Origin of the sequence: Marinimicrobium koreense (assembly GCF_003762925.1) — a bacterium.
Taxonomy (GTDB): Bacteria; Pseudomonadota; Gammaproteobacteria; order Pseudomonadales; family Cellvibrionaceae; genus Marinimicrobium; species Marinimicrobium koreense.
The window spans coordinates 699,946-721,605 of sequence record NZ_RJUK01000001.1 but is presented as its reverse complement, the minus strand read 5'-3'; the positions used below and the strand labels follow the sequence as shown (position 1 = coordinate 721,605).

The following is a 21,660-nucleotide window of genomic DNA, read 5'->3' as shown; positions in this document are numbered from 1 at the left end:
AGGTGTCTCCGGTTGGTTTTTGTGGCGGCATTATACATTGATTGTTTGGAGCGTTGACGGAGCCCGGTAGCGGCGGATGCGCGCTTCGCGCTTATCCGCCCTACACGACCTGCCGTGGTTTGCGTAGGGCGGATCGGTCCGACGCCTCGGAGCCGAAGGCGCATCCGCCGCTGCCTAACCCCGGGCCTTCGGAAACAACCGATGGAAATTCTCGGTGGTCTGCTCCGCGAGCTTTTCTACGGGCATTCCCCGGAGATCGGCGACAAACTCTGCCACTTCGCGTACGTATTGGGGCTCGTTGGATTTTCCCCGGTGCGGGACCGGCGCCAGGTATGGGGAGTCGGTTTCGACCAACAGGCGGTCGAGGGGGATCTGTTTGGCCACTTCGCGCAGGGCTTTGGCGCTGTTGAAGGTGACGATGCCGGACAGGGAGATGTAGTAGCCGAGGTCGAGGGCCTGGCTGGCCATGTCCCAGGTTTCGGTGAAGCAGTGGAGGACGCCGGCGTGTTCGGTGCTGCCGTGTTCGCGGATGAGGGCCAGGGTGTCTTCCCGGGCTTCGCGGGTGTGGACGATGATGGGCAGTCCTGCTTGGGCACCGGCTTTGAGGTGCAGGGCGAAGCTTTCCTGTTGGAGTTCTTTGGTCTGCTCGGCGTAGTGGTAGTCGAGCCCGGTTTCGCCCAGGCCGATGACTTCGGGTGCCCCGCCCCACTCTACCAGCTGTTCGACGGTGGCGGTGCCGGATTCGACGTCGCAGGGGTGGACGCCGACGGAGGCGTAGACGTCGGGGTATTGGCGGGCGATGTCGACGACGGTTTCGCGGTTTTCGAGGCTGACGCCGATGCACAGGAATTGCCGGATGCCCCGCTCTCTGGCGGCGTCGAGGGCGGCGTTGAGGTCGCCGTTGTAGGGTTTGAGGTCGATGCGGTCGAGGTGGCAGTGGGAGTCGGTCAGCATTGCAGTCGGTCGTAAATTCGGGTGAATGGGCGTTCGGGCGGGAATTGTCGCATACCAAGGGTGCGTATGTCGTGCCGGGGTTTAGTCAGAAGTCATCACGCCCGGACCTGGAGGGGGTAAAGCCTTTCAAGACACGCCGTAAATACGGTCCCCTTCGCGCTCCCGGCGCTTCGGGACACTTCCCACATCCATGTGGGGCGTCCACGCAGGCTCGAATCGCGGGTCCCCCGCTCCACGGTCTTGAAAGGCTTGACCCCCTCCAGGTCCTCAGTGCCACGTCATCACCAACGATTGCGGCGAGTTCGGTTGGAAATCACATATCTGCGTAGGGCGGATAAGCGCGAAGCGCGCATCCGCCGTAACCCAACCCGGACGACGCGCTACATGGTATGCGTCGGCCTCTCGGACTCGAGGGAGCCGGCGAGGTAGGTTTCGATTTTGTTGACGGCGGTGTTGTCTTGGTCGCTGAATTGGACGCCTATGCCGGCGGCGCGATTGCCTTGGGCGCCTTTTGGGGTGACCCAGACGACTTTGCCGGCGACGGGGATTTTTTCGGGTTCGTCCATTAGGTTGAGGAGCATGAAGACTTCATCGCCCAGTTTGTAGCTTTTGCCGGTGGGGATGAACAGGCCGCCGTTTTTGACGAAGGGCATGTAGGCCGCGTAGAGCACGGCTTTGTCTTTGATGGTGAGAGAAAGTATCCCGTTTCGGGCACCGCCAAGTGCGTGCATACTCTGCTCCGGTGTTGGATTTTGGTGAAACAGTAATGGATTCGGGTCCGGGTGTCCAGACAAGGTGTTTTCGTCGGGTCCGGGCCTCGGAGGGGGAAGCCTTTTCAAGACACGCCGTACATACGTCCCTGTAGGCTCGGATCGCGGGTCCCCCGCTCCACGGTCTTGAAAAGGCTTCCCCCTCCGAGGCCCTCAGCGCCACACGTTACGTTATCTGCTTAGGTGGCGTAGGGCGGATAAGCGAAGCGCATCCGCCGTAACCCAAACTCTACGCCGCCTTCATCGCCTGCCGCATCACGACACCCCAATCCAACAACAACTCTTCCAATAGTAGCTGTTTGTTGGGGTTGGCGCCGCTGAGCCATTGGCTTTTGACGGTGAGGAGTTTTTCCAGGTACCGGTGTAGAAGCGCCGGGGGGATGCGCTGGAATTGGTGTTGGAGGTGATCCGGCAGCGGTTTGAAGGTGGAGACGTCGGCGCCGGCTTGCCATCGGGCCAGGTCGTAGAGCCAGATGAGAAGCCATTCGATGGCTTCGCCGACGTCGCCTTTTTGCCATTGGTCGGCAAGTTGGATTGCGGTGAGCTGCTGGTCGCAGAGTCTGATGAAGTCTTTTTCGCGCTGTCGGCGTTGTTCGAGGGCGTCGCCTTCGAGCAGGGCCAGGGCGTGCAGGGGGGCACCTCGGCCGAGTTCGAGCAGGGCTTCGGGTTCGAAGCCGCTGCCGGAGACCAGGGGGTTGAGCCAATTCAGGACCTGGGCCTGGGGCGGGATGGCGAAGCTGCGCAGTTGGCAGCGGCTGCGAATGGTGGGCAGCACGGCGCTGGGGGTATGGCTGATGAGGATCAGCACGGTGTCATCAGCGGGCTCTTCCAGGGTTTTGAGCAGGGCGTTGGCGGAGTTGGCGTTCATGGCTTCGGCCGGCTCTAGGATGACGACTTTGTAGCCGCCCTGTTGGGCGGTGGTGCCCAGGGTCTGGGTGAGTTCGCGGATAGCGTCGATTTTGATGGCTTTGCCCGGCTCTTCCGGCTGCAGCACGGTGAGGTCGGGGTGGGTCTGGGCTTTGAGCAGGCCGCAGCTGTGGCATTTGCCGCAGGCGGTGTCTTGCTGGGGTGTCTGGCACAGGAGCCGCTGGGCCAGTGCGGTGGCCAGGTGTACTTTGCCGATGCCTGGGGGGCCGGCGAACATGAGGGCGTGTGGCAGTTGGCCTTCGCTGATTTGGCGGTTGAGGCGTTGCCAGGGTTCTTTTTGCCAGGGATATGGCAGTGCCGGGAAGTGTTCGGACATGGGGCGTCGGTTTCAGTTGAAGTTTGGCGGTATTGTACGCGTTCGGGTTGGTGGTTGCCCAGCGGTTGGTTTTTGGGGACTTTGTGTCTGGGGCTCCGGATGGATAGCCCCTTGCGAGACACGCCGTAAACCCATCCCTGGGGGCTCGACGCGCGGATTCCCGCCGCTTACGGTCTCGCAAGGGGCTATCCATCCTCCGCAGCAGCTCATCACGCTCCGGGAACTAGCACCCCTGACGAGTACCATCTGTCCGCACGTACCTCAATGGATTGCCGTTACCCAGCGCGTAGGGCGTGGTAAGCGCGAAGCGCGCACCCGCCGGCCAATGAGGCCTCGCCAAACACATGGATCTACCGCCATTCCGCCAACAGGGTACAATGCCGGTTTTTTGATGGGGACGGTTGTGCTTCCTGAGATTGTCTATGCCGATGACACGCTGTTGGTGGTCAATAAACCCGCTGGGTTGTTGACGGTGCCGGGGCGTGGGCCGGAGAAGCAGGATTGTCTGATCAACCGGTTGTTGGTCCCCTACCCCAATGCCCGGATTGTGCATCGGCTGGATCAGGCGACGTCGGGGTTGGTGGTGATTCCGTTGGGGTATGAGGCGCAGAAGCATTTGGCGCGGCAGTTTGAGCAGCGCTCGGTGCATAAGTGTTATACGGCGGTGGTTGGCGGGGTCATGGCGGATGAGGCCGGCGAGGTGGATTTGCCGTTGATCTGCGACTGGCCGAATCGACCCCGCCAGAAAGTTGACTATAATGACGGCAAGGCGGCGTTGACTCGCTATCGGGTTCTGCAGCGTAGCGCGGATGCCACGTGGGTGGCGCTGGAGCCGGTAACGGGACGGTCGCATCAGCTTCGGGTGCATATGCAGGCACTGGGGCATCCCATTCTGGGGGATAATCTTTACGCCACGCCGGCGTATCTGGCCGCGTCGGACCGCCTGCTGCTGCACGCCACCACGATTGAATTTACCCATCCGCAGACCGGTTCACCCGTGCACTGTGAGTCACCGCCCGTTTTTTAGCCGGTGTTATTGCCAAAGCTTCTCCCCAAGGCAAAATCAAGACCATTTTCTAATAACACCCAAATGGGTTATTGCACCTGCTTATATAATGGGCCACAATTTAATCACTAACATTTTTTTACGTTTCACCCAGTTCTCCCTTCACAGGTTTTTAAAATGAAAAAAACGCTTCTCAGCATGGCCTTGATGGCCGCTTCTGGTGCCGCTGTTGCCGGTGATTACTATAACGGTCGCCTGACCGGCATGTCCGGCGCGGGTTACGCCACCGGTGGTTACGCCGACGGCGTGGTGTACAACCCCAGCCTGGGTGCCAAGTTTGATGAGCAGGACGATTTTGGTCTGGTTTTCAACGGCGGTGTGTTGGGTGAAGACGAAGACGACCTGATCGATGGCCTGGAGGATCTGGCAGATTACCTGGATGAGCTGGAAGAGAAAACCGCCTACGACTATTTCGACGAAATTGGTGGTTTTGACCCCAATGACCCGCTGGCATCGGAGCAGGAAGCGCGTCAGCTGATCGAAGAAGAAGCCGAAGAAGCCATTCGTCGCCTGGAGAATATCGCGGACAAGACCGCCAATATTGGTGCCGGTGGCAGCTTTGTTCTGGCCCTGCCCAATGATCTTCTGTCACTCTCCGTGGTCGGCAAGACCCGCATTGAGGCCGCTGTTCAGACAGTAGTCAACGAAGAAGACTACCAATATATCCGCGACGCGGTTGGCGAAACCAACTTCGATCCAGCAGGACTGCAGTCTTATGGTGTAGGACGGGGTGCGGCCGTTTCCGAAGTTGGCCTGGCGATGGCCAAAAGCCTGCAGACCGGTGAGGATTCCCGCCTGCTGCTGGGTGCCACGCCCAAGTGGATGCACGTGATGACCTTTGTGTACTCCGCTACCGTGGACGATTTTGAGGAAGACGATTTCGACGGTGATGAGTACACCGTGGAAACCGACGATGTGAACATCGACCTCGGCGCGACTTACCTGTGCGGCGACATGCGCTATGCTCTGACGGTATCAAACCTGATCAGCAATGAGTACGAGACCATTGTGCCCGGCGACACGCTGGAAATTAAGCCGCGTGCCACTACCGCTGTCGGTTACGAGGGTAGCTGGTTTACTGCCGAGGTGGCTGCTGACCTGAATACCAGCCCCAACTTCGCCACCGGACAGGAGACTCAGTTCGTCCGCGCTGGCGCCGAGCTGAATGCCTTTGATTGGGCACAGTTGCGGGTGGGCTTCCAGCGTGATCTGGAAGATAACGTGGAAGATACCGTATCGGTGGGTATTGGCTTCTCGCCCTTCAACGTGGTGAATGTGGATATTGCCGGCTTTACCGGTGATGGCAATACTGCCGGTGCTTCCATGCAGTTGGGCCTGCGGTTCTAAAACGCAGAACGCCACCCCTCGTAGGGTGGCATAAGCGCGAAGCGCGTCATCCACCGGTATCAGTCCAGCTTCGGCATCGGTGGATGACGGCCTTCGGCCTTATGCCACCCTACGTTGTCATGCACATTTTACAGGTTGGTCAAGACCTGTTTGATAGCCTGCTGGACCTGCTCCAGGGGTTGTCCGGCATCGACCACCGCGTAGCGGTTCGGTGCTCGGGCGGCCAATTCGTGGTACACCGCCCTCACCCGCTCGAAAAACGCCACCGCTTCTCCCTCAAACCGATCCGGCACACTGCGCTGGCTGGCGCGCGCCAGGCCTTTCTCTACGTCAATATCCAGAATGACCGTCAGGTCCGGGCGCAGCTCGCCCTGCACCAGGGTTTCCAGCTGGGCGATGACACTCTGATCAAAGCCCCGACCGCCGCCCTGATAGGCGTAGGTCGAGTCCGTGAAGCGATCGCACAGTACCCAGGTGCCGGCCGCCAGCGCCGGCTTGATTACCTGTTCCAGATGTTGGGCCCGGGCCGCGAACACCATCAGCAATTCCGCCATCGGGTCGACGGTCTCGTCACGGGGGGCCAGCAGCAGGCTGCGTAACTCTTCCGCCAGGGGCGTGCCACCCGGTTCACGGGTGACCAGCACACGATGGCCCTGCCCCTCCAGCCACTGTTGGATGAAGTTGAGGTTAGTGCTCTTGCCGACACCTTCGGTGCCTTCCACGGTAATAAAGCGGCCTGGGGTCACGGGGCGATGGGTTCCTGTGGTTATTGGATGGCATTTCAGGGATGGAGTTTACCATGGTTGAACGGGGATCATCTTCGCATTGCTCCCTCGATGCGCGCGACCTTGTGGTAAGATGCCGGCTTTTAGTCCTAACATAAGGGTTCCATTATGAGCACCGCGTCCAAGGTCACTCTGCACACTTCGCACGGCGATATCACCATTGAACTGAACCACGAAAAAGCGCCCAAAACCGCGGCCAACTTTGCCCAGTACGCGCAGGACGGATTTTTCGATGGCACCATCTTTCACCGCGTGATCAGCAACTTCATGATTCAGGGCGGCGGCATGACGCCCGACATGCAGCAAAAGGCCACGCGCGCGCCGATTGAGAACGAAGCCGACAACGGCCTGGGCAATGCTGTGGGCAGTGTCGCCATGGCGCGCACCAACGACCCGCACAGTGCCTCCTCCCAGTTCTTCATTAACGTACAGGACAACACTTTCCTGAATCACCGCGACAAGTCCATGCAGGGCTGGGGCTACTGCGTGTTTGGTAAGGTTGTGGAAGGCATGGATGTGGTGAACAAGATCAAGGCGGTACCGACTGGCAGCAAGGCCGGGCATCAGGACGTTCCGGTTGAACCGGTTTTGATCGAGAAAGCGACCGTCAGCGAGTAAGTTCTCCCCATGACGCGGTTGTTTATTTCCGATCTGCATTTGAATGAGCGCCAACCCACCGTTACCGAAGGCTTTTTCCGCTTCCTGCGGGACCGGGCCCAGGGCGTGGAGGCGCTTTATATTCTCGGTGATTTTTTTGATGCCTGGATTGGCGACGACGACAGAAGCGAGCTGTCGACGGCGGTTGCTCAGGCACTGAGCGCGCTGGCCGAGTCCGGAACGCGCATCTACCTGATGCACGGTAACCGGGACTTTCTGATTGGCAACGAATTCGCCCGCGCCTGCGGTGCGGAGTTGTTGCCAGACCCGAGTGTCATCAATCTGTACGGGCGCCCCGCCTTGCTGATGCACGGCGACAGCCTGTGTACCCGGGATGCGGAGTATATGGCGTTCCGCCGCCGGGTGCGCTCGCCACAATGGCAGGCGGAAGTGCTCTCCTTACCTCTGGACAAGCGCCGAGAGCTGGCGGCCCATATGCGCTCGCAGAGCCAGAGCATGAACAGCAACAAAGCGCAGGACATCATGGATGTGACCCCTCGAGAGGTGGAAAAAGCCATGCGCAAAGAGCGGACAGACCTTTTGATTCATGGCCACACCCATCGGCCGGCCCGCCATCCGCTGGACCTGAATGGCCAGCCGGGGGAGCGGATTGTGTTGGGGGATTGGCACGAGCGGGGGTGGTGTCTGGTGGCGCAGCCGGGGGTGTTGCAGTTGGAGTCTTGGGAGCTGTAATAGCGTCAGGTGACGGCGGATATTTGGGTAACGGCGGATGCGGGTCATACCGCTGCGCTCGGCTCCGCCCTACGGATAGCTCGGCAGTTCGCGTAGGGCGGATAAGCCGAAGGCGCATCCGCCGTTGCCCCACTTACCGAGCTCACCGCACCACCATCACACCAAACTCTTGCTCACCACCTCGTACACATCCTTGGACAACTTCGGTTCGGCCTTAATGCGCTCCAGCTCGGCGTGCATCAATTCCTGCTGCGCCTTCGGGTACCGCTTCCAACGGGTAAAGGGCGTCACCAGCCGTGCGGCGATCTGCGGATTGACGCTGTTCAGGCGCAGAATCTGATCCCCCAGAAAGCGATACCCTGCCCCGTCGGCACGGTGGAAGTTGATCGGATTGGCGTTGGTAAATGCCCCCACCAGTGCCCGGATCTTGTTCGGGTTGTTAGGCTCGAACGCCGGATGCTGCTCCAGTTCGTGGACCACATCCAGCGTATTGGACCGACTGCTGGTCGCCTGCACCCGCAGCCACTGATCCACCACCAACGGCTCATCTTTCCAGGTCTGGTAAAAGTCCGCCAACACCTGTTCCCGAACCGTTTCGGCACCGGATGCCTGACTGTTGACCAGCTCACCAACCGCCGCGATCGCGTCGGTCATGTTGTTCGCCTGGCGGTACTGTTGCTCGCAGGCCTCGATCATCTCCGGTTCGTTCAGGGTCATCAGATAGCTGAGCGCGGCATTTTTCAGACTGCGCTCGGCAATGTCATCCGCGGTGGGTCGGTATGGTTTACCGTGATCGTAGGCGCGGTAAATCTGGGTCAACTCGGGCTTGAGCGCCTCGGCCAGCGCGCGTTTGACCGCGGCCCGGCTGTGGTGAATGGCCTCCACCTGAATCTCGTCCTGTTGTTCACCCAAGTAAGCCTCCGACGGCAGGCTGAGCATCAAGGCCACCATGGCTTTGTCCAGTGAGTCATCCTGCAACAACAGGCGGTTGGCCTCGATCAATCGCCCATCGATGGTGATGCCACTCAGATCTTCGCCCTTCTGATAGGCGACCATCACGTCCTCGATCACCTCAATGGCCAATTGCTGACTGGCATCCCAGCGGCAGAAACCGTCGCTGTCGCCACTCATCAGGCGCATCAGGTCATCGCGGGAATAGCCATAATACAACTTCACCGGTGCGGAAAAACCGCGCAGCAGGGACGGCACCGGTTTCTCGGGCAGTTGCTCGAACACAAAGGTGTGCTCGGCTTCCGTCAGTTCCAATACGGTGTGGGTGTTGTCGTCGGTCTCCGGGTTTGGAGCCTGCCCCTTGATTTTGAGCGGCAGTGAACCGGCGCTGCCCAACAACCCCATGGCCACCGGAATGTGAAAAGGTTGCTTTTCGGGTTGGCCCGGGGTGGGCGGGCACGTCTGGGCAATGGTCAGGTGGTATTCACCCGCGTCTTCGTCCCAGCGATCCGTCACGGTCAGCTTCGGCGTGCCCGCCTGATCGTACCAGCGCTTGAATTGGGTCAGGTCGCGACCGGATACGGCTTCCAAGGCCGCCACAAAATCCTCGGTCGTAACCGCCTGGCCGTCATGGCGCTCGAAGTACAGATCGGTGCCTTTGCGGAACAGCTCCGGCCCCAACAGGTTGGCCAGCATGCGCACCACTTCGTTGCCCTTCTCGTAAATGGTCAGGGTGTAGAAGTTGGAAATTTCGATGTAGGAATCCGGCCGCACCGGGTGCGCCATGGGCCCGGCGTCCTCGGCGAATTGCAGGGTGCGCAGCATGGATACATCTTCCACCCGCTTGAATGTGGGAGAGCCCATGTCCGCAGAGAAAGTCGCATCCCGATAGACGGTAAAGCCTTCTTTCAGACTCAGCTGAAACCAGTCCCGGCAAGTGACGCGGTTGCCGGACCAGTTGTGAAAATACTCGTGGGCCACGACGCCTTCAACGCGTTGAAAACCGGCGTCGGTGGTGGTTTCCGGCTTGGCCAACACGCAAGCGGTGTTGAAGATGTTGAGGCCTTTGTTCTCCATGGCGCCCATGTTGAAATCGTCTACCGCAACGATCATGAAAATATCCAGGTCGTATTCCCGCCCGTACTGCTCTTCGTCCCACCGCATGGCGTTTTTCAGGGACGTCATGGCGTGGCCGCATTTGTCGAGGTCTTTTGCTTCGACAAAAATCTTCAGCGTCACGTCGCGACCGGACATCGTGGTAAAGGTGTCTTCGATGTGCTCGAGGTTGCCCGCCACCAACGCAAACAGGTAAGCCGGTTTTTTGTGTGGATCGTGCCAGGTGGCAAAGTGGCGGCCATTATCGGCACTGCCCTGCTCGATCAGATTGCCGTTGGAGAGCAACACCGGGAACTGTTTTTCGTCGGCCACCACGGTGGTAAAAAATTCGCTCATTACGTCGGGGCGATCCAGGTACCAGGTAATCTTGCGGAAGCCTTCGGCTTCGCATTGGGTGCAGTACATGGTTCTGGAGCGGTAGAGCCCTTCGAGGGAGGTGTTGTTTTTGGGGTCGATGTCGCCGACGGTGGTCAGTTCAAATTGCTCGGGAGCCTCAGGCAATGTCAGGGTTTCGTCGTCGAGGCGGTAGTCATTGTCGCTAAGCGTTCGACCGTCAATGGACACGGACACGAGTTCGATTTCCTGACCGTGCAGGGTCAGGCCTTTGCCGGTTGGGGTCACGTCGGGGTTGCGGCGCAGTGTCAGTGTGCTGGTGACGCGGGTTTTGTCGGCACCGAGGTCGAAGTGCAGTTCGGTGCGGTCGATCAGGTATTCCGGCGGCCGGTAGTCTTTCAGTTGAATGGCTTTCGGTTGTGCGTCGCGTGCGGACATATGAAACTCCAGCGGATTTGTTTGGTATTACTTGAACTTGATTTGCGGCATGGGGGCCGGCCGAAGGTGGGGTATACCGTTCAAAGACCCGCCGTGAATACATCCCTGTAGGCTTCTCATCGGCATCCATGCCTCAGAGAGTCTTTGAACGGTATACCCCACCTCCGGCCTCCGTGCCACAACTACCGTTTGTAGCGCCCCACCCTTTTACTTCACCTTCGTGGAGAAAACCCTTCACACAGCTACAACGCACGTAGGGTCGATTCCGGGTGTAGGGTTCCCAGACCGTAGAGCCGGGGATCGGCGATCCGAGCCCCCAGGGATGGGTTTACGGCGTGTCTGGGAACCCTACACCCGGAAGCGGCCCGGACGATCCGTTTTACCTCAAAGCGTCACTTCCACTTGAGAGGCTGCTCGGCTTCGGCCACTTCGCCCTCGCCGCCGCAGTGGGTGTGGGGCTTGGGTGGGATGTAGCCGGTGTGTTGCTCCGGGGGTAGATGTTTGTGTTCGTAGGCGATGACCGCCTCCATGCAATGCTGGCGTTGTTCCGGCGTTACCACCCGGCCGTCGGGCCATTTGCCCAGTTCCACCGCGCGCTTGAGGTTTTCATAAACTTCCGGGGTCAGTGAATTGAGCAGGTCTTGGTAGTTCATGGGATCGCTCTGTGTTCAGGTATTGGATGAGTATAACAAATCAACCCGCCTCGGTTTTGCTGGTCAGGATACCCCAGGCCATGCCGGCAAGGAGGCCGCCGAGGTGGGCGCCGTTGGCGATGGAGCCACCGATGAAGCGGTCGACGATGCCAGTGAAGCAGATCACCAGCCAGACCAGCATAAAGCCGATGATGCCCGGCGGGACCGCCAGTATCGGGTGCGGGCTGAACTTCTGGCGCATCCAGATGAATCCGATCAGGGCGTAGACGACGCCCGACATGCCACCAAAGACCGACGGACCACCGGCAAACTGGGCCAGGTTGGCGGCAACGGCGGTGCCTACGAAAAACAGCAGGTAATGACCGACCCCCAATACCGCCTCCAGGCGACGGCCCAGCTCCCAGATCCAGAGGCCGTTGAACAGGATGTGGAAGGCGCTGAAGTGCAGAAATGCGGGGGTCAGCAGGCGCCAGAGTTCGCCCCGAGCCATGGCCTCGCCCCAGTTGCCAAATTCCGGGCCGGCGCCGGTCAGGCTCAGAGGCTGGAACGTCAACCAGGGAATCAGGGCGCCGCCGAGGATATTCATACCAATCAGGGCACCGGCGGCGCTGAGTATCAGCAGCGCGACGGTAACCGGGAACTGTCGGGGGCCGGGGCCGGTGGGTGCCTCGCGACGTGGTGAATCGTCGGTGGGGAGCTCCAGCTCGCCCTGCAACCATCGTTCGGTGAGGTCCGCCAGTGGGTCTACCAGGGCGGGATCCTGGACCCAGATTTGTTGGTGGCTGCCTTCGTCGGTGATGCGGTGGATCAGGCCTCTCTGGTGGAGAAAGCGGCTGAGTTCGGTCAGGTCGCGGGTCAGGGGGAGTTGTTTGACGGGGATCCAGGTCACGGGTGGTCTCGTTGGTTGACATTTTGGGGGCGGGGTCCTTTGGGGGCCTGCCCGGTGATGTTCAGTGTACGTCACGTTCGGTAACGGCGGATGCGCTTCGCTCCGAATCGTCGGACCGATCCGCCCTACGCAAATATCCAGGTGGACATCAAATAATCTATCAGGGGTCGACGTAGGCCCAGACAAATTTTTTCGGGTTCAGTTGCGTTTCTCCGTCGAATCGGTAGGCCACCAGTCGGCCGAACTTGACCGCGCTGTAGTCCAGGCAGCCAATGTTGGATGCTATCGGTTCCGGGTGGCCTTTGAGCCAGTAGTGGCCGACGAATACGGGCTTTTCATCCGCGCCATAGGTTACCATCCGTTGCCGGTGTTCGGGGCTGATCCGTTGCTGACCAAAGCCGTCTGGGAGAGGATCGGGCTGAAACAGGAGCTCTTCGTAGGTCTGCGCATCCGGCGCCCAGAATTTGGTCCGAAAGTGGGTCCGCTCGACCCCGTCGCTGGAAACGATGGTCATGCCTTTGGGCAGAGGCAGGTCCACACCGCTGGTGAGGCGCTGTTTGATGCGCGCGGCATCGCTGCCCGGAATGCCGGTTTCCTGCAGAAAGGCTTCATCGAACCTGCCATCACCAAAGCGGGCCCGGTGCCGGGCGATCAACTCGGCATCCCAACAAGCGTGAACGACGCGAAATTCCGGCCACTCCAGAAACAATGGCTGGCGACGGAACCAGGCCAGGTACGCATTCCACTCATCCGGGTAATCGGCAAACTGCTCGAGGGTTTCGGCAAGCTGGCGGGAGTTGCGGGGCGTATGGGGGCGGAGGTACTCGACCGGGGCCTCCGCAGCGCACCCGGCTTTGGGTGTGCAATAGGCCAACGCATTGAACTCGTGGTTGCCCAGGACCATGCGGGCGGCACCGGCCGTCACCATGGCGTGCACCAGCTGGAGCGCCTCGCGGATTCTCGGCCCTCGATCAATGATATCGCCGACGAAAATCGCCTGGCGGGTGTGATGGTAGTAGCCACTTGGGCCTTGCCGGTAGCCAAGCTTGTGCAGAAGCCGCTCGAGAGTCTCGGCGCAGCCATGCACGTCGCCGATCACATCGTAGCCCCGCCACTCACCCGATAAACCCGCTCCGGCCAACTCTGAGCCCATGTCTACCTCAATCCAGCAAGTGTCCACCCCACCCCAGCTTGGAGCGACAGCGTTCGTAGAAGTTGTGGTTGACCGGGTGAATCAGTTTGAGCAGTTGCGGCTTCTTTCGAATCAGCACCTCATCGCCCGGATGGGTCATAAAGTGTATCTGACCGTCACAGGTGACCTGGGGATTGGTGTTGTTGTGCTCCCCCACCAGAATTTTGATTTCACTGTCCCCCGGCACCACCATTGGCCGACTGCTGAGCGTGTGCGGGTTCATCGGCACCAGGCCAATGGCATCCAGGCGGGGGTGCAGAATCGGCCCACCGCCGCTCAGCGCGTAGGCGGTGGAGCCGGTGGGCGTGGATACGATCATGCCGTCGGAGCGCTGGCTGGTGACGAAGTGGCCATCCACATAGAGCTCGAACTCCAGCATCCGGATAAACTCGCCCGGGTGCAGCACCACATCATTGAGGGCATCGCCGGCGCTGACCAGCTGACCCCGATGATAAACGCTCATATCCAGCAGAAAGCGCTGTTCTTCAACGTATTCACCGGCGAGCACTTCGCCCACTTTCTCTTCAATATCTTCCGGGGTGATATCGGTCAGGAAGCCCAGACGACCCCGGTTGACTCCCAGCAAGGGAACGCCGCTTTCAACCAGTGCCCGCGCGCCGCTGAGCATGCTGCCGTCGCCACCGACCACGATCACCAGATCACAGTGGGCACCCAGCACTTCCAGGGAGACGGTGTGGGTCGCATCCTTGACCAACTCCTGATCCGGCAGGTGCTCGGCGGTTTCCTGCTCGAGCACAAAAGCCCGCCCCCGACTCTGCAGGAAGCGGATCAGGCGCTTCAGGGAATACAGTGCCCGATCGCTGTTGCGGCGCACTATCAGGCCGATGGTGGTGAATTCGGACATTCGGGTTCTCTCGTCGCAATGGTCTGTTATTGGTATTTGGGCGCCACATGGGTGCGCCACAGTTGAGCTCTCGATGGGCTCGCGGGGCTGCCGAGTGGTGCCGCTCAGCGCTTCAGATGGGTTCCCGACACGCCCTGCCCTCTTTTAACACATAAGGGGCCGGGTCTTCGAACTGTTCCGCCCATTGAGGGTCACCAAAGAGCGCGGGAGCGTCATTCAAAGCCTGGGCGCGATACCCTTGCTGACGCAGCAGGTGAGCCGTGGCCCGGCTGCGGCGACCGGTGTCGCAGTAGCACAGGTATTCCACATCCTCGGCCAGCAGGCGGGATTTGATGGCCAGCAGGCTCAGAGGGATATTGACCGCCTGGGAAAGGTGTTGCGCGCTGTACTCCTCTTCGCTTCGGGTATCCACCAAAACAGCGCCTCGAGCGCGTGCCTCGGGCAAGGTGGCCAGCGGGACCGTCGGCACGTCAGGAGCTTTGAGCAACCGGTAGAAATCCTGCTTGTCCAGCACCATCAACACGCCGTCGCTGAGCATCCGGACCCGGGCGTTACGCGGGGCATCGTTCACCAGGGCATCTTCCCCAAAGCAGCGTCCCGGACCGATGTCGGCCAGGTGCACCCAGCCTCCTTCGCCGTGGCGATGAACCTCCGCCTCCCCTTCCTTGATGAAATAGCAACAGTCACCGATTTCACCCTGGCGGATAATGGTTTCACCGGTATGAACCACCCGGGGCTTCAGGCGGTAGAAGATCTGCTCGACATTCAGAGGCGGGACCTTGAAGAACAGGTTGGAGCGCAACACCGTGGTCATCCACTCGATGTCTTCATCCAGGTCTCGCTCGCGGGCTACGTTCAGTTGCAGGTAGTCCGATACCTGACTCCAGGTCAGCAGTTGGTCCAGGCGCTCACTGTCGATGCGCAGGATACTGCAGTCGGTCTCGGCAACCGCCGTCACCGGCCGGGGCTGCTGGTGGGCCAGCGGCATGAGGGTGGAACGCCCCTTGATGCGGGTCTGCGTTCCCTGCCGGTCGGTCAAAAGGATATCACCGTGCAGCAGATAGAGGTGCTGACGGTCGTATTCTCCGGCACGAAACAGGGTTTGCCCGGCAAATACCACTTCCGCCTGGCTGTGTGAGAGCAGGTCCCGGAGGTGGCTTTCGCTCATATCTTTGAGCGGCACCAGGGTGCGGGTCAGAGAGAGATCAAAAGCCGGATCGGTGGTCGGCGTCTGAGGCTGCGATGACAGCATAGGTCGTTCCTTACCGATTTCGCATGATTCGCTGAGCGAGTGGAATTGAGCGTTATTGTGCGCCGTTTTCCCTACTGTGCCAAGCGCTGGCCCACCACCAACTGGTGTGCTGCACAGCGATCGCTCTCTCCAGGGTGGAAGTCGGCGGGACGGGCGACCTGAGCCACCGCCTTGCCACAGCGGTGGCCGGCGTCGTCTCTGGCGGTACAGAGCGGTTCGCGGGAGTGGGCCAGCCACTCCTTGTACAGCGCCGGCACCACACCGGCGGCCCGGGCCGCAAAGGTATCCGGATCGTCGAGGTAGGCCGCCATCTCGCTGGCTGGCACCGTAAGCTGGCCAACACCCGCATGAAACGCCACAAAGCTGATGCCGGCCCGATCCAGCCGGTCGAGCAACTGCCCGCCGCCCTGCTCGAGCAGGCTCTGGTTTTCCTGGCGCAGTCGGGCGATTTCTTCCTTGAAGTTGTTTTCCTGCTGATGCCGGTAGAACAGTTCCATTTCACGCATCCCCAGCCGCTCTTCCAGTTCGGCGGTGGCGTTCTGGACTCGGGCTTCAAGCTCCATCTCATAGTTTTCCTGCAGCGTCTGAAGCTGCAGGTTTTCATCCGCGTGGGCGGCCTTGAGCTTATGACTGAAGTACTCCCGCATGCCCTCGATCTTCTGGACCTGGGCATCAAAATTTTCTTTCAGGGTCTCCAGCCGCTGGGTCAACTCGCCATTTTGCTCCTGCAATTGGCGAACCTTGTCCCGATAGGCCTGCAGCCTCTGCTGGTGCTCCTGATTGAGCCCATCAATCTTGCGGGCATGGCGATTACTCAGCGTGGTGATACGGAGCCGCTGCTCTTTGAGCATGCGGGCCAGGCGATCGCGCATCTCCTGGGAATAGTGTTCGTGTAACGCCTTTCTGAGTTTCTGTGCCTCACGAGGTGCGATTGACTCCTCGTCCTTTGACTCTTCGGGCTCCGGTTCGTATTTCACCAGCCCCAGGCGATTCCGGGCCACGGATTTGCGCAACAAGACAAAGCTGTTCCGCCCCGGCTCCATCTGCGGGTCCCACAGATACTGCTGCTGCCAGGCCACTGGACACTGGCTGAAGCACACCAGACGAATCGGCCCGGCACCGAGGTCCGGCCCGCGGGAGGCCTGCTCGACCAACTGCTGCAGCGGCAGATTCCAGCGATTATCCACCATCCCCCGGCCATCGAAGGCGATGACGAAGAATACCAGGGCGCTGATCTGTAACTGGGGATTGATGGTCAGATAGGCGGCTTTGGCGGTCTGGCCAGCGTAGTCGGGCACCGGCACAAAACCGTCCAGTATTGCCTCGAACTCGGTGTAAAGCATCTCCCGGGCAACCTGATCACCAGAGAAAAAGAACACCGCTTCGGTGTGTTCCGAGTTGGAATGGGCCATAGGCAAACCGGGTATCGATGACAGGGACACTACTGACAGTTAACGTCAAAATCCGCCAACACTCAAGTTGACAGGCGCATTATGCCCGCCAATTGGCAATGACTCTGTGATGTGGTCGGCAGATTAATCGGCCCGGACGGGCTCGATGAGGGAGGGATTAAAGGTCGGAATAGTCTTCTGCACCGTCATCATCGGTGTAGTCAAAGCTATAGTCCAGCAGGTCTTCTACGTAGTCTTCCACAATCGTATCCTCTTTCGTTCGCGGCGCCTGTTCAATGGTGGAGTCCTTTCCATGCGCCGATCCGTCAGGGTTAGAGTACGATGGGGGTGTGACAGTTTCGTGATTGTGGGGATTTTTTTTGGGGCGGGTTCGCCGTTAGCTGTGGAGTAGCATCACGTCCCCGGACGGGACTCACTCGGGCCATCCTTGGCCCTCGCCCTTCGGGCAGCGCTTTGCGCTGTGCAAAATGGCTATCCTGCCATTTTGTCGAACCCGGAGCGCGGGTTCTCGCCCATCACATTCCACGATACATACGAAAAAGGCCCACACTTTCGTGTGGGCCTTTTTCGTATGTATGGCGGACCGGACGGGACTCGAACCCGCGACCTCCGGCGTGACAGGCCGGCATTCTAACCAACTGAACTACCGGTCCGCGCTGTCATGGCAAGGGAACGCACTTAACGAAGTGGTGGGTGGTACAGGAGTCGAACCTGTGACCTACGCCTTGTAAGGGCGCCGCTCTACCAACTGAGCTAACCACCCTCGCCATGGGCTGCGCATTCTACCGAAATCCGAACCGGTGTCAAACACTTTTGGGGAATTATTGATAAAAAAGCCAAGATATTGATTGTTGGGCATTTTTTGATCATTTTGCGGCCCGCGATTGACCTTTTCCAGCCCCTTATAAACCGCCTTTCCCCAGCGCTGTTTTCCCCATTCAGGATTTGGCGCCGAATTTTGATGCAGTTCGTTAGAAGTTAGGTCGTTGGGGGGTTAGAATGGTTGTTTGTCACCACTGATAACAACATGAGTGATATCGCCTTTGAACGCGTGCCGGCTGAAACACGGTTTTCGATTCCTCTGGCTGGGTCTGTGGCTGGTCTGGTCGCCAGCGGTCTGGGCTCAGGAGGAGGCCGCGTGGCCGGCCGCGCTGCTGTGGGCGGTGATCGGGTTGCTGCTGGTGTTTCAGACGCTACTGATCATCGGGCTGCAGCGCAGCCGGCTGAACAACAAGCGGGCGCGCAATGCCCTGCGCCAGAACAAGGTGGAGCTTGAGGCCCGCATCGCTGAGCGCACCGAGAGTCTGAATCAGACCAATCAACAGTTGCAGGACGAAGTCGCCCATCACCAGGCCACCGAGATTCTGTTGCGGGAAACCCAGGACTACCTCCACAGCATCATCAATGCGATGCCGTCGGTGCTGATCGGTGTCACCCCTGACGGAACCGTGACCCACTGGAACAGCGCGGCGGAACTGGAAACCGGCCTGAATCCGGAGCAGGCGCTGGGGCGACCACTGACCGAGGTGTACCCTGCCCTGCCCATTTCCATGGAAACGATCACCCGCACCATCGAAAGCGGCGTGCCCTTCGTGAATGAAAACATTCAGGAGGGCCAGGGTAGCAACGCGCGCTATACCGACCTGAGTATCTACCCGCTGATCGCGGTTCAGGCGATTGGAGCGGTCATCCGGCTGGATGACATCACCATGCGTGTGCGCATTGAAAACATGATGATCCAGAACGAAAAAATGATGTCGCTCGGCGAACTGGCCGCCGGGATGGCGCACGAAATCAACAACCCCCTGAGCACAGTACTGCACGGCGTACAGAACATTCAGCGGCGGACCTCGCTTGAGCTTCAACAGAACCACAAGGTGGCCCGGGAGTTGGGGGTCGACCTGGAGCAGCTTCACCAGTATCTGAACAAGCGCCGGGTATTCCACTTTCTGGAGGACATTCGCGAAGCCGGCGAGCGATCCATGCACATTGTCAGCAATATGCTGGAATTCTCCCGCGGCAATAACCGGGCTCATGAGCAGTTCGACCTGGTGCGCATCGTCCAGCACACACTGGAGTTGAGTGATAACACCCTCAATCTGCAAAGCAGCCAGGGGCACCGGCGCCCGGACATCATTACCGAGCTGGCTCCGGACCTGCCACCGGTGGTGGGCTCCGCGGCGGAAATCCAGCAGGTAATTCTGAATTTGCTGCGCAATGCCGTCCAGGCTTTCCAGAGCGATGAGCGCGACGAGGCACAGAGCACGGCGCCGGTCATTCATCTGCGCGCCTACCTGGAACGCGGCGCGGCGGTTCTGCAGATTGAGGACAACGGGCCGGGCATGTCCGAGGATGTGCGCCGCCACATTTTTGAACCCTTTTTCACCACCAAGGAGGTCGGTCAGGGCACGGGGCTTGGATTGTCGGTCTCCTACTTCATCATCACCGAACACCACTCGGGTACCATTGAAGTGGACTCAATGCCCGACGAGGGGACCTGCTTTACCATTCGCCTGCCCCTGGCTGATCGCACCGAACATCATCGCACATCTCACTCGCTTTCTTCGGGGTCTTCCTTATGATTCGAACACTTCCAACCCGGTCACCAGCGTCTACCACTGGCCGATCCGTGATTCCCGCTTTGCTGGCGGCACTTGCCCTGTTCCTTACCGCCTGCGCCGGACCCAAAGTGGTACCGCCTTCCGAGGAGGAGCGCAACGAGATGGCCCGCGCGCTCCTGACCGAGGCAATCTACATCGAAGGGCTACTCTCCGAGTGCGCTGCGGTAAGCCCGGAGTTGAAGATATACGCTCAGGACTTGCGCACCATCTGGATGGAGACCCATGGCGACCTGCTCGCCGGTGCCGACACTCAATTGAACCGGGAACTGGCGGGCGAAACCCGCGACTATGCCGGCCATGCCCTGGCATTGTCGGCGGTGCGATTCCGGCACGAGCATCGGGGCCGGGCAGTGCAGGAGCTGCGACTGAACGAGCGCAGCGCCAACAACCAACGGATTGTCTGCAAGCGCCGCCTGGATGAGCTGGAGCCAACCCTGACCGAACGTCCTTACCTGACGCCCGACTCCGAGCGGGACATTCTGGTGCGGGACGCCCTGGTGGCGGATGCCGAACGGCCGGTCGCCCTGAGTGAGGTGCCCACCCTCGCCCTCGATATTCCGCGCAACCTCGCTCCGGGCCGCAGTTACCGGGAAATCGAGCGGCGCATGGCGAATACCTGCCCGAACGCCGAACTGGTGGTGATTGCCAACGAGTGGCCTCACGAAGCCTATGGCATCTACTGCGGCCAGCAGAGCCAGAGCTTTATCGTCTGTGATTGGGGTGAGTGCCAAGCGCCCTGAAAAACCGCCTCTGAACTGGTACAATCCGCCCTTTTTCCGGGGCGGATGCCCCGCTTTTCACACAGACCCGACGTTATGGCCATTCATCAAGTATTCCCCGATCAGTACGACGCCCAATTGAACCAGAAAGTGGCGCGACTGAAAGAGGATTTTGCGCGCTTCGACCTGCCCGAAATTGACGTTTTCAGCTCCCCGGAAAAGCACTACCGGCTACGTGCCGAGTTCAAGATGTGGCAGGACGATGGCCAAGTGAACTACGCCATGTATCAGCCGGGGGAATACAAAAAGCCGTTTTTGATCGATGACTTTCCCGTCGCCTCCGAACAGATCAATCGGTTGATGCCCGAACTGTTGGCCGCCATCAATGCCGACCCCATACTGCGGCTGAAGCTGTTTCAGGTGGAGTTTCTGACCACCCTGTCCGGTGAAGCGCTGATCACCCTGCTCTACCACAAGCGTCTGGATGAAGCCTGGGAGGAGGCCGCCCGGGCCCTGAAAAAACAGCTGGGCGTGGACCTGATTGGTCGAAGCCGGAAACAGAAAGTGGTGATGGACCGGGACTTTGTGGTTGAGCGCCTGCAGGTGGCCGATAAGGTTTTCCAGTATCAACAGGTAGAAACCGGATTCACCCAGCCAAATGGTCGCGTCTGCGAAAAAATGCTGACCTGGGCCGTGGAGCAGAGCCGGCCGTTCGGTGATGATCTACTGGAGCTGTACTGTGGGAATGGCAATTTCACGTTGCCCCTGGCCCAGAACTTCCGCCACGTGCTGGCCACCGAGCTGGCCAAAAGTTCGCTGGCCTCCGCCGAATACAATCAGCGCCTGAACGGCGTGGACAATGTCACTCTCGTGCGGATGTCCAGCGAGGATTTTGCCCAGGCACTGGACAAGGTCCGGCCGTTTCGCCGGTTGCGCCATGTGGACCTGGACAGTTACTCGTTCAGCACCATTTTTGTCGATCCGCCCCGGGCGGGGCTGGACCCCCACACCACCCGCATTACCCAGCGGTTTGATAATATTCTGTATGTGTCGTGCAACCCGGATACGTTAAAGCACAACCTGGACACTATGACCCAGACCCATCGTATCGAACATTTTGCGGTGTTTGATCAGTTCCCCTACACCCATCACCTCGAGTGCGGGGTGGTACTGCGCAAGCGATAAATCAATCAGAAGTTGCGACCGCGGATGCGTTTGGCGGCGTCCACCACGGCTTTTTCGTGGAACTGCTCCTGAGTTGTGCGCTCCCGGTCATAACGGAATTTTTCTTTTTTGCTGAGCGCCTTCCAGGCATCCAGGAAGGGGATATGCTCTGTCGCCCCTTTCAGTTCGTAGAAGGCTGAGAATTCTTCCCGCACTTCATCCTCGATACCGAGACTGTCCAGCAACACGCTGATCCGGATGCTGGCCTCGGTCAGGGTAATATCGTCGGAGCCGACGGCGTGAGCGATGACCTGGATGCTTTTGTTGATGCGTTCGCGCTGGGCGTCGCTCTCGGCCTGCAGCGCCGACTCCTGGGCTTTGCGGGCCTGGTTCAGTTTGTGCACCTTGTACTGCAGGATGCCAGCCACAACGGCCAGAGCGACAATAATGACGGCTCCGACGATGCTCAGAATAATCCAGGTACTGCTCATGGTTTGATCCTTTCAGTCAACTATCAATTCAGACAATTCAGATTTACGA

General features: G+C 59.6%; 19 protein-coding genes and 2 tRNA genes. 7 read left to right on the top strand and 14 right to left on the bottom strand.

Translation table 11 applies throughout. From position 1 onward, the window contains the following. Nucleotides 1-174: 174 nt before the first annotated feature. The 3 genes from EDC38_RS03060 to EDC38_RS03050 all read right to left on the bottom strand — a co-directional run bounded on the left by EDC38_RS03060 (nt 175) and on the right by EDC38_RS03050 (nt 2,967). Nucleotides 175-954, bottom strand: coding sequence for a TatD family hydrolase (locus EDC38_RS03060; protein WP_123637271.1), 780 nt, complete (start codon nt 952-954; stop codon nt 175-177). A gap of 380 nt (nt 955-1,334) precedes the next feature. Beyond that, nucleotides 1,335-1,685, bottom strand: coding sequence for a PilZ domain-containing protein (locus tag EDC38_RS03055; protein WP_024460045.1), 351 nt, complete (start codon nt 1,683-1,685; stop codon nt 1,335-1,337). 268 nt (nt 1,686-1,953) lie between these two features. Further along, on the bottom strand, nt 1,954-2,967 hold the full coding sequence (locus tag EDC38_RS03050; protein WP_123637270.1) for a DNA polymerase III subunit delta': 1,014 nt from the start codon (nt 2,965-2,967) through the stop codon (nt 1,954-1,956). Between the two features lie 391 nt (nt 2,968-3,358). On the opposite strand from EDC38_RS03050, the gene EDC38_RS03045 reads away from it, so the two are divergent. Together EDC38_RS03045 and traF are read left to right on the top strand one after the other, a co-directional pair. Next, a complete protein-coding gene (locus EDC38_RS03045) occupies nt 3,359-3,994 on the top strand; it encodes an RluA family pseudouridine synthase (protein ID WP_123637269.1) in 636 nt (211 codons plus the stop codon). Between the two features lie 156 nt (nt 3,995-4,150). Next, nucleotides 4,151-5,380 carry a conjugal transfer protein TraF gene (traF, locus tag EDC38_RS03040; protein ID WP_123637268.1) on the top strand — a complete coding sequence of 410 codons (1,230 nt, stop codon included), beginning with the start codon at nt 4,151-4,153 and terminating at the stop codon, nt 5,378-5,380. Between the two features lie 128 nt (nt 5,381-5,508). Here the strand turns inward: traF and tmk are convergent, their stop codons facing one another. Beyond that, complete coding sequence (tmk, locus tag EDC38_RS03035) at nt 5,509-6,126, bottom strand: dTMP kinase (protein ID WP_123637267.1); 618 nt, start codon at nt 6,124-6,126, stop codon at nt 5,509-5,511. Between the two features lie 147 nt (nt 6,127-6,273). On the opposite strand from tmk, the gene EDC38_RS03030 reads away from it, so the two are divergent. Both EDC38_RS03030 and lpxH read left to right on the top strand, forming a co-directional pair. Further along, nucleotides 6,274-6,783: a peptidylprolyl isomerase gene (locus EDC38_RS03030; protein WP_123637266.1), complete on the top strand. Its 510-nt coding sequence runs from the start codon at nt 6,274-6,276 to the stop codon at nt 6,781-6,783. Between the two features lie 9 nt (nt 6,784-6,792). After that, on the top strand, nt 6,793-7,515 hold the full coding sequence (lpxH, locus tag EDC38_RS03025) for a UDP-2,3-diacylglucosamine diphosphatase (protein WP_123637265.1): 723 nt from the start codon (nt 6,793-6,795) through the stop codon (nt 7,513-7,515). 156 nt (nt 7,516-7,671) lie between these two features. On the opposite strand, the gene pepN is transcribed toward lpxH, so the two are convergent. The 9 genes from pepN to EDC38_RS02980 all read right to left on the bottom strand — a co-directional run bounded on the left by pepN (nt 7,672) and on the right by EDC38_RS02980 (nt 17,379). Continuing rightward, nucleotides 7,672-10,353, bottom strand: coding sequence for an aminopeptidase N (pepN, locus tag EDC38_RS03020; RefSeq protein WP_123637264.1), 2,682 nt, complete (start codon nt 10,351-10,353; stop codon nt 7,672-7,674). A gap of 392 nt (nt 10,354-10,745) precedes the next feature. Continuing rightward, nucleotides 10,746-11,006, bottom strand: coding sequence for a YeaC family protein (locus tag EDC38_RS03015; RefSeq protein WP_123637263.1), 261 nt, complete (start codon nt 11,004-11,006; stop codon nt 10,746-10,748). Between the two features lie 40 nt (nt 11,007-11,046). Continuing rightward, a complete protein-coding gene (locus EDC38_RS03010; RefSeq protein ID WP_123637262.1) occupies nt 11,047-11,895 on the bottom strand; it encodes a rhomboid family intramembrane serine protease in 849 nt (282 codons plus the stop codon). A gap of 160 nt (nt 11,896-12,055) precedes the next feature. Beyond that, the gene (locus tag EDC38_RS03005; protein WP_123637261.1) at nt 12,056-13,048 is read right to left on the bottom strand and encodes a metallophosphoesterase; all 993 of its coding nucleotides are present in this window, start codon (nt 13,046-13,048) and stop codon (nt 12,056-12,058) included. 7 nt (nt 13,049-13,055) lie between these two features. Next, nucleotides 13,056-13,952, bottom strand: coding sequence for an NAD(+) kinase (locus EDC38_RS03000; protein ID WP_024460033.1), 897 nt, complete (start codon nt 13,950-13,952; stop codon nt 13,056-13,058). Nucleotides 13,953-14,064: 112 nt separating this feature from the next. Then, nucleotides 14,065-15,204 (bottom strand): cyclic nucleotide-binding domain-containing protein, encoded by a 1,140-nt coding sequence (locus tag EDC38_RS02995; protein WP_123637260.1) that lies wholly within the window; start codon nt 15,202-15,204, stop codon nt 14,065-14,067. Nucleotides 15,205-15,275: 71 nt separating this feature from the next. Further along, on the bottom strand, nt 15,276-16,616 hold the full coding sequence (locus EDC38_RS02990; RefSeq protein WP_123637259.1) for a hypothetical protein: 1,341 nt from the start codon (nt 16,614-16,616) through the stop codon (nt 15,276-15,278). 576 nt (nt 16,617-17,192) lie between these two features. Then, a tRNA-Asp gene (locus tag EDC38_RS02985) sits at nt 17,193-17,269 on the bottom strand. A 34-nt stretch (nt 17,270-17,303) separates the two neighbouring features. After that, a tRNA-Val gene (locus EDC38_RS02980) sits at nt 17,304-17,379 on the bottom strand. 280 nt (nt 17,380-17,659) lie between these two features. Between EDC38_RS02980 and EDC38_RS02975 the strand changes: the two genes are divergently transcribed. The 3 genes from EDC38_RS02975 to trmA all read left to right on the top strand — a co-directional run bounded on the left by EDC38_RS02975 (nt 17,660) and on the right by trmA (nt 21,141). After that, complete coding sequence (locus tag EDC38_RS02975; protein ID WP_123637258.1) at nt 17,660-19,198, top strand: two-component system sensor histidine kinase NtrB; 1,539 nt, start codon at nt 17,660-17,662, stop codon at nt 19,196-19,198. Next, nucleotides 19,195-19,977 carry a hypothetical protein gene (locus tag EDC38_RS02970; protein WP_123637257.1) on the top strand — a complete coding sequence of 261 codons (783 nt, stop codon included), beginning with the start codon at nt 19,195-19,197 and terminating at the stop codon, nt 19,975-19,977. The genes EDC38_RS02975 and EDC38_RS02970 overlap by 4 nt, the downstream gene beginning before the upstream one ends. Before the next feature lie 75 nt (nt 19,978-20,052). Continuing rightward, nucleotides 20,053-21,141 carry a tRNA (uridine(54)-C5)-methyltransferase TrmA gene (trmA, locus tag EDC38_RS02965; RefSeq protein WP_123637256.1) on the top strand — a complete coding sequence of 363 codons (1,089 nt, stop codon included), beginning with the start codon at nt 20,053-20,055 and terminating at the stop codon, nt 21,139-21,141. A gap of 5 nt (nt 21,142-21,146) precedes the next feature. Here the strand turns inward: trmA and EDC38_RS02960 are convergent, their stop codons facing one another. Continuing rightward, nucleotides 21,147-21,611 (bottom strand): DUF2489 domain-containing protein, encoded by a 465-nt coding sequence (locus tag EDC38_RS02960; RefSeq protein WP_123637255.1) that lies wholly within the window; start codon nt 21,609-21,611, stop codon nt 21,147-21,149. Nucleotides 21,612-21,660 lie beyond the last annotated feature (49 nt).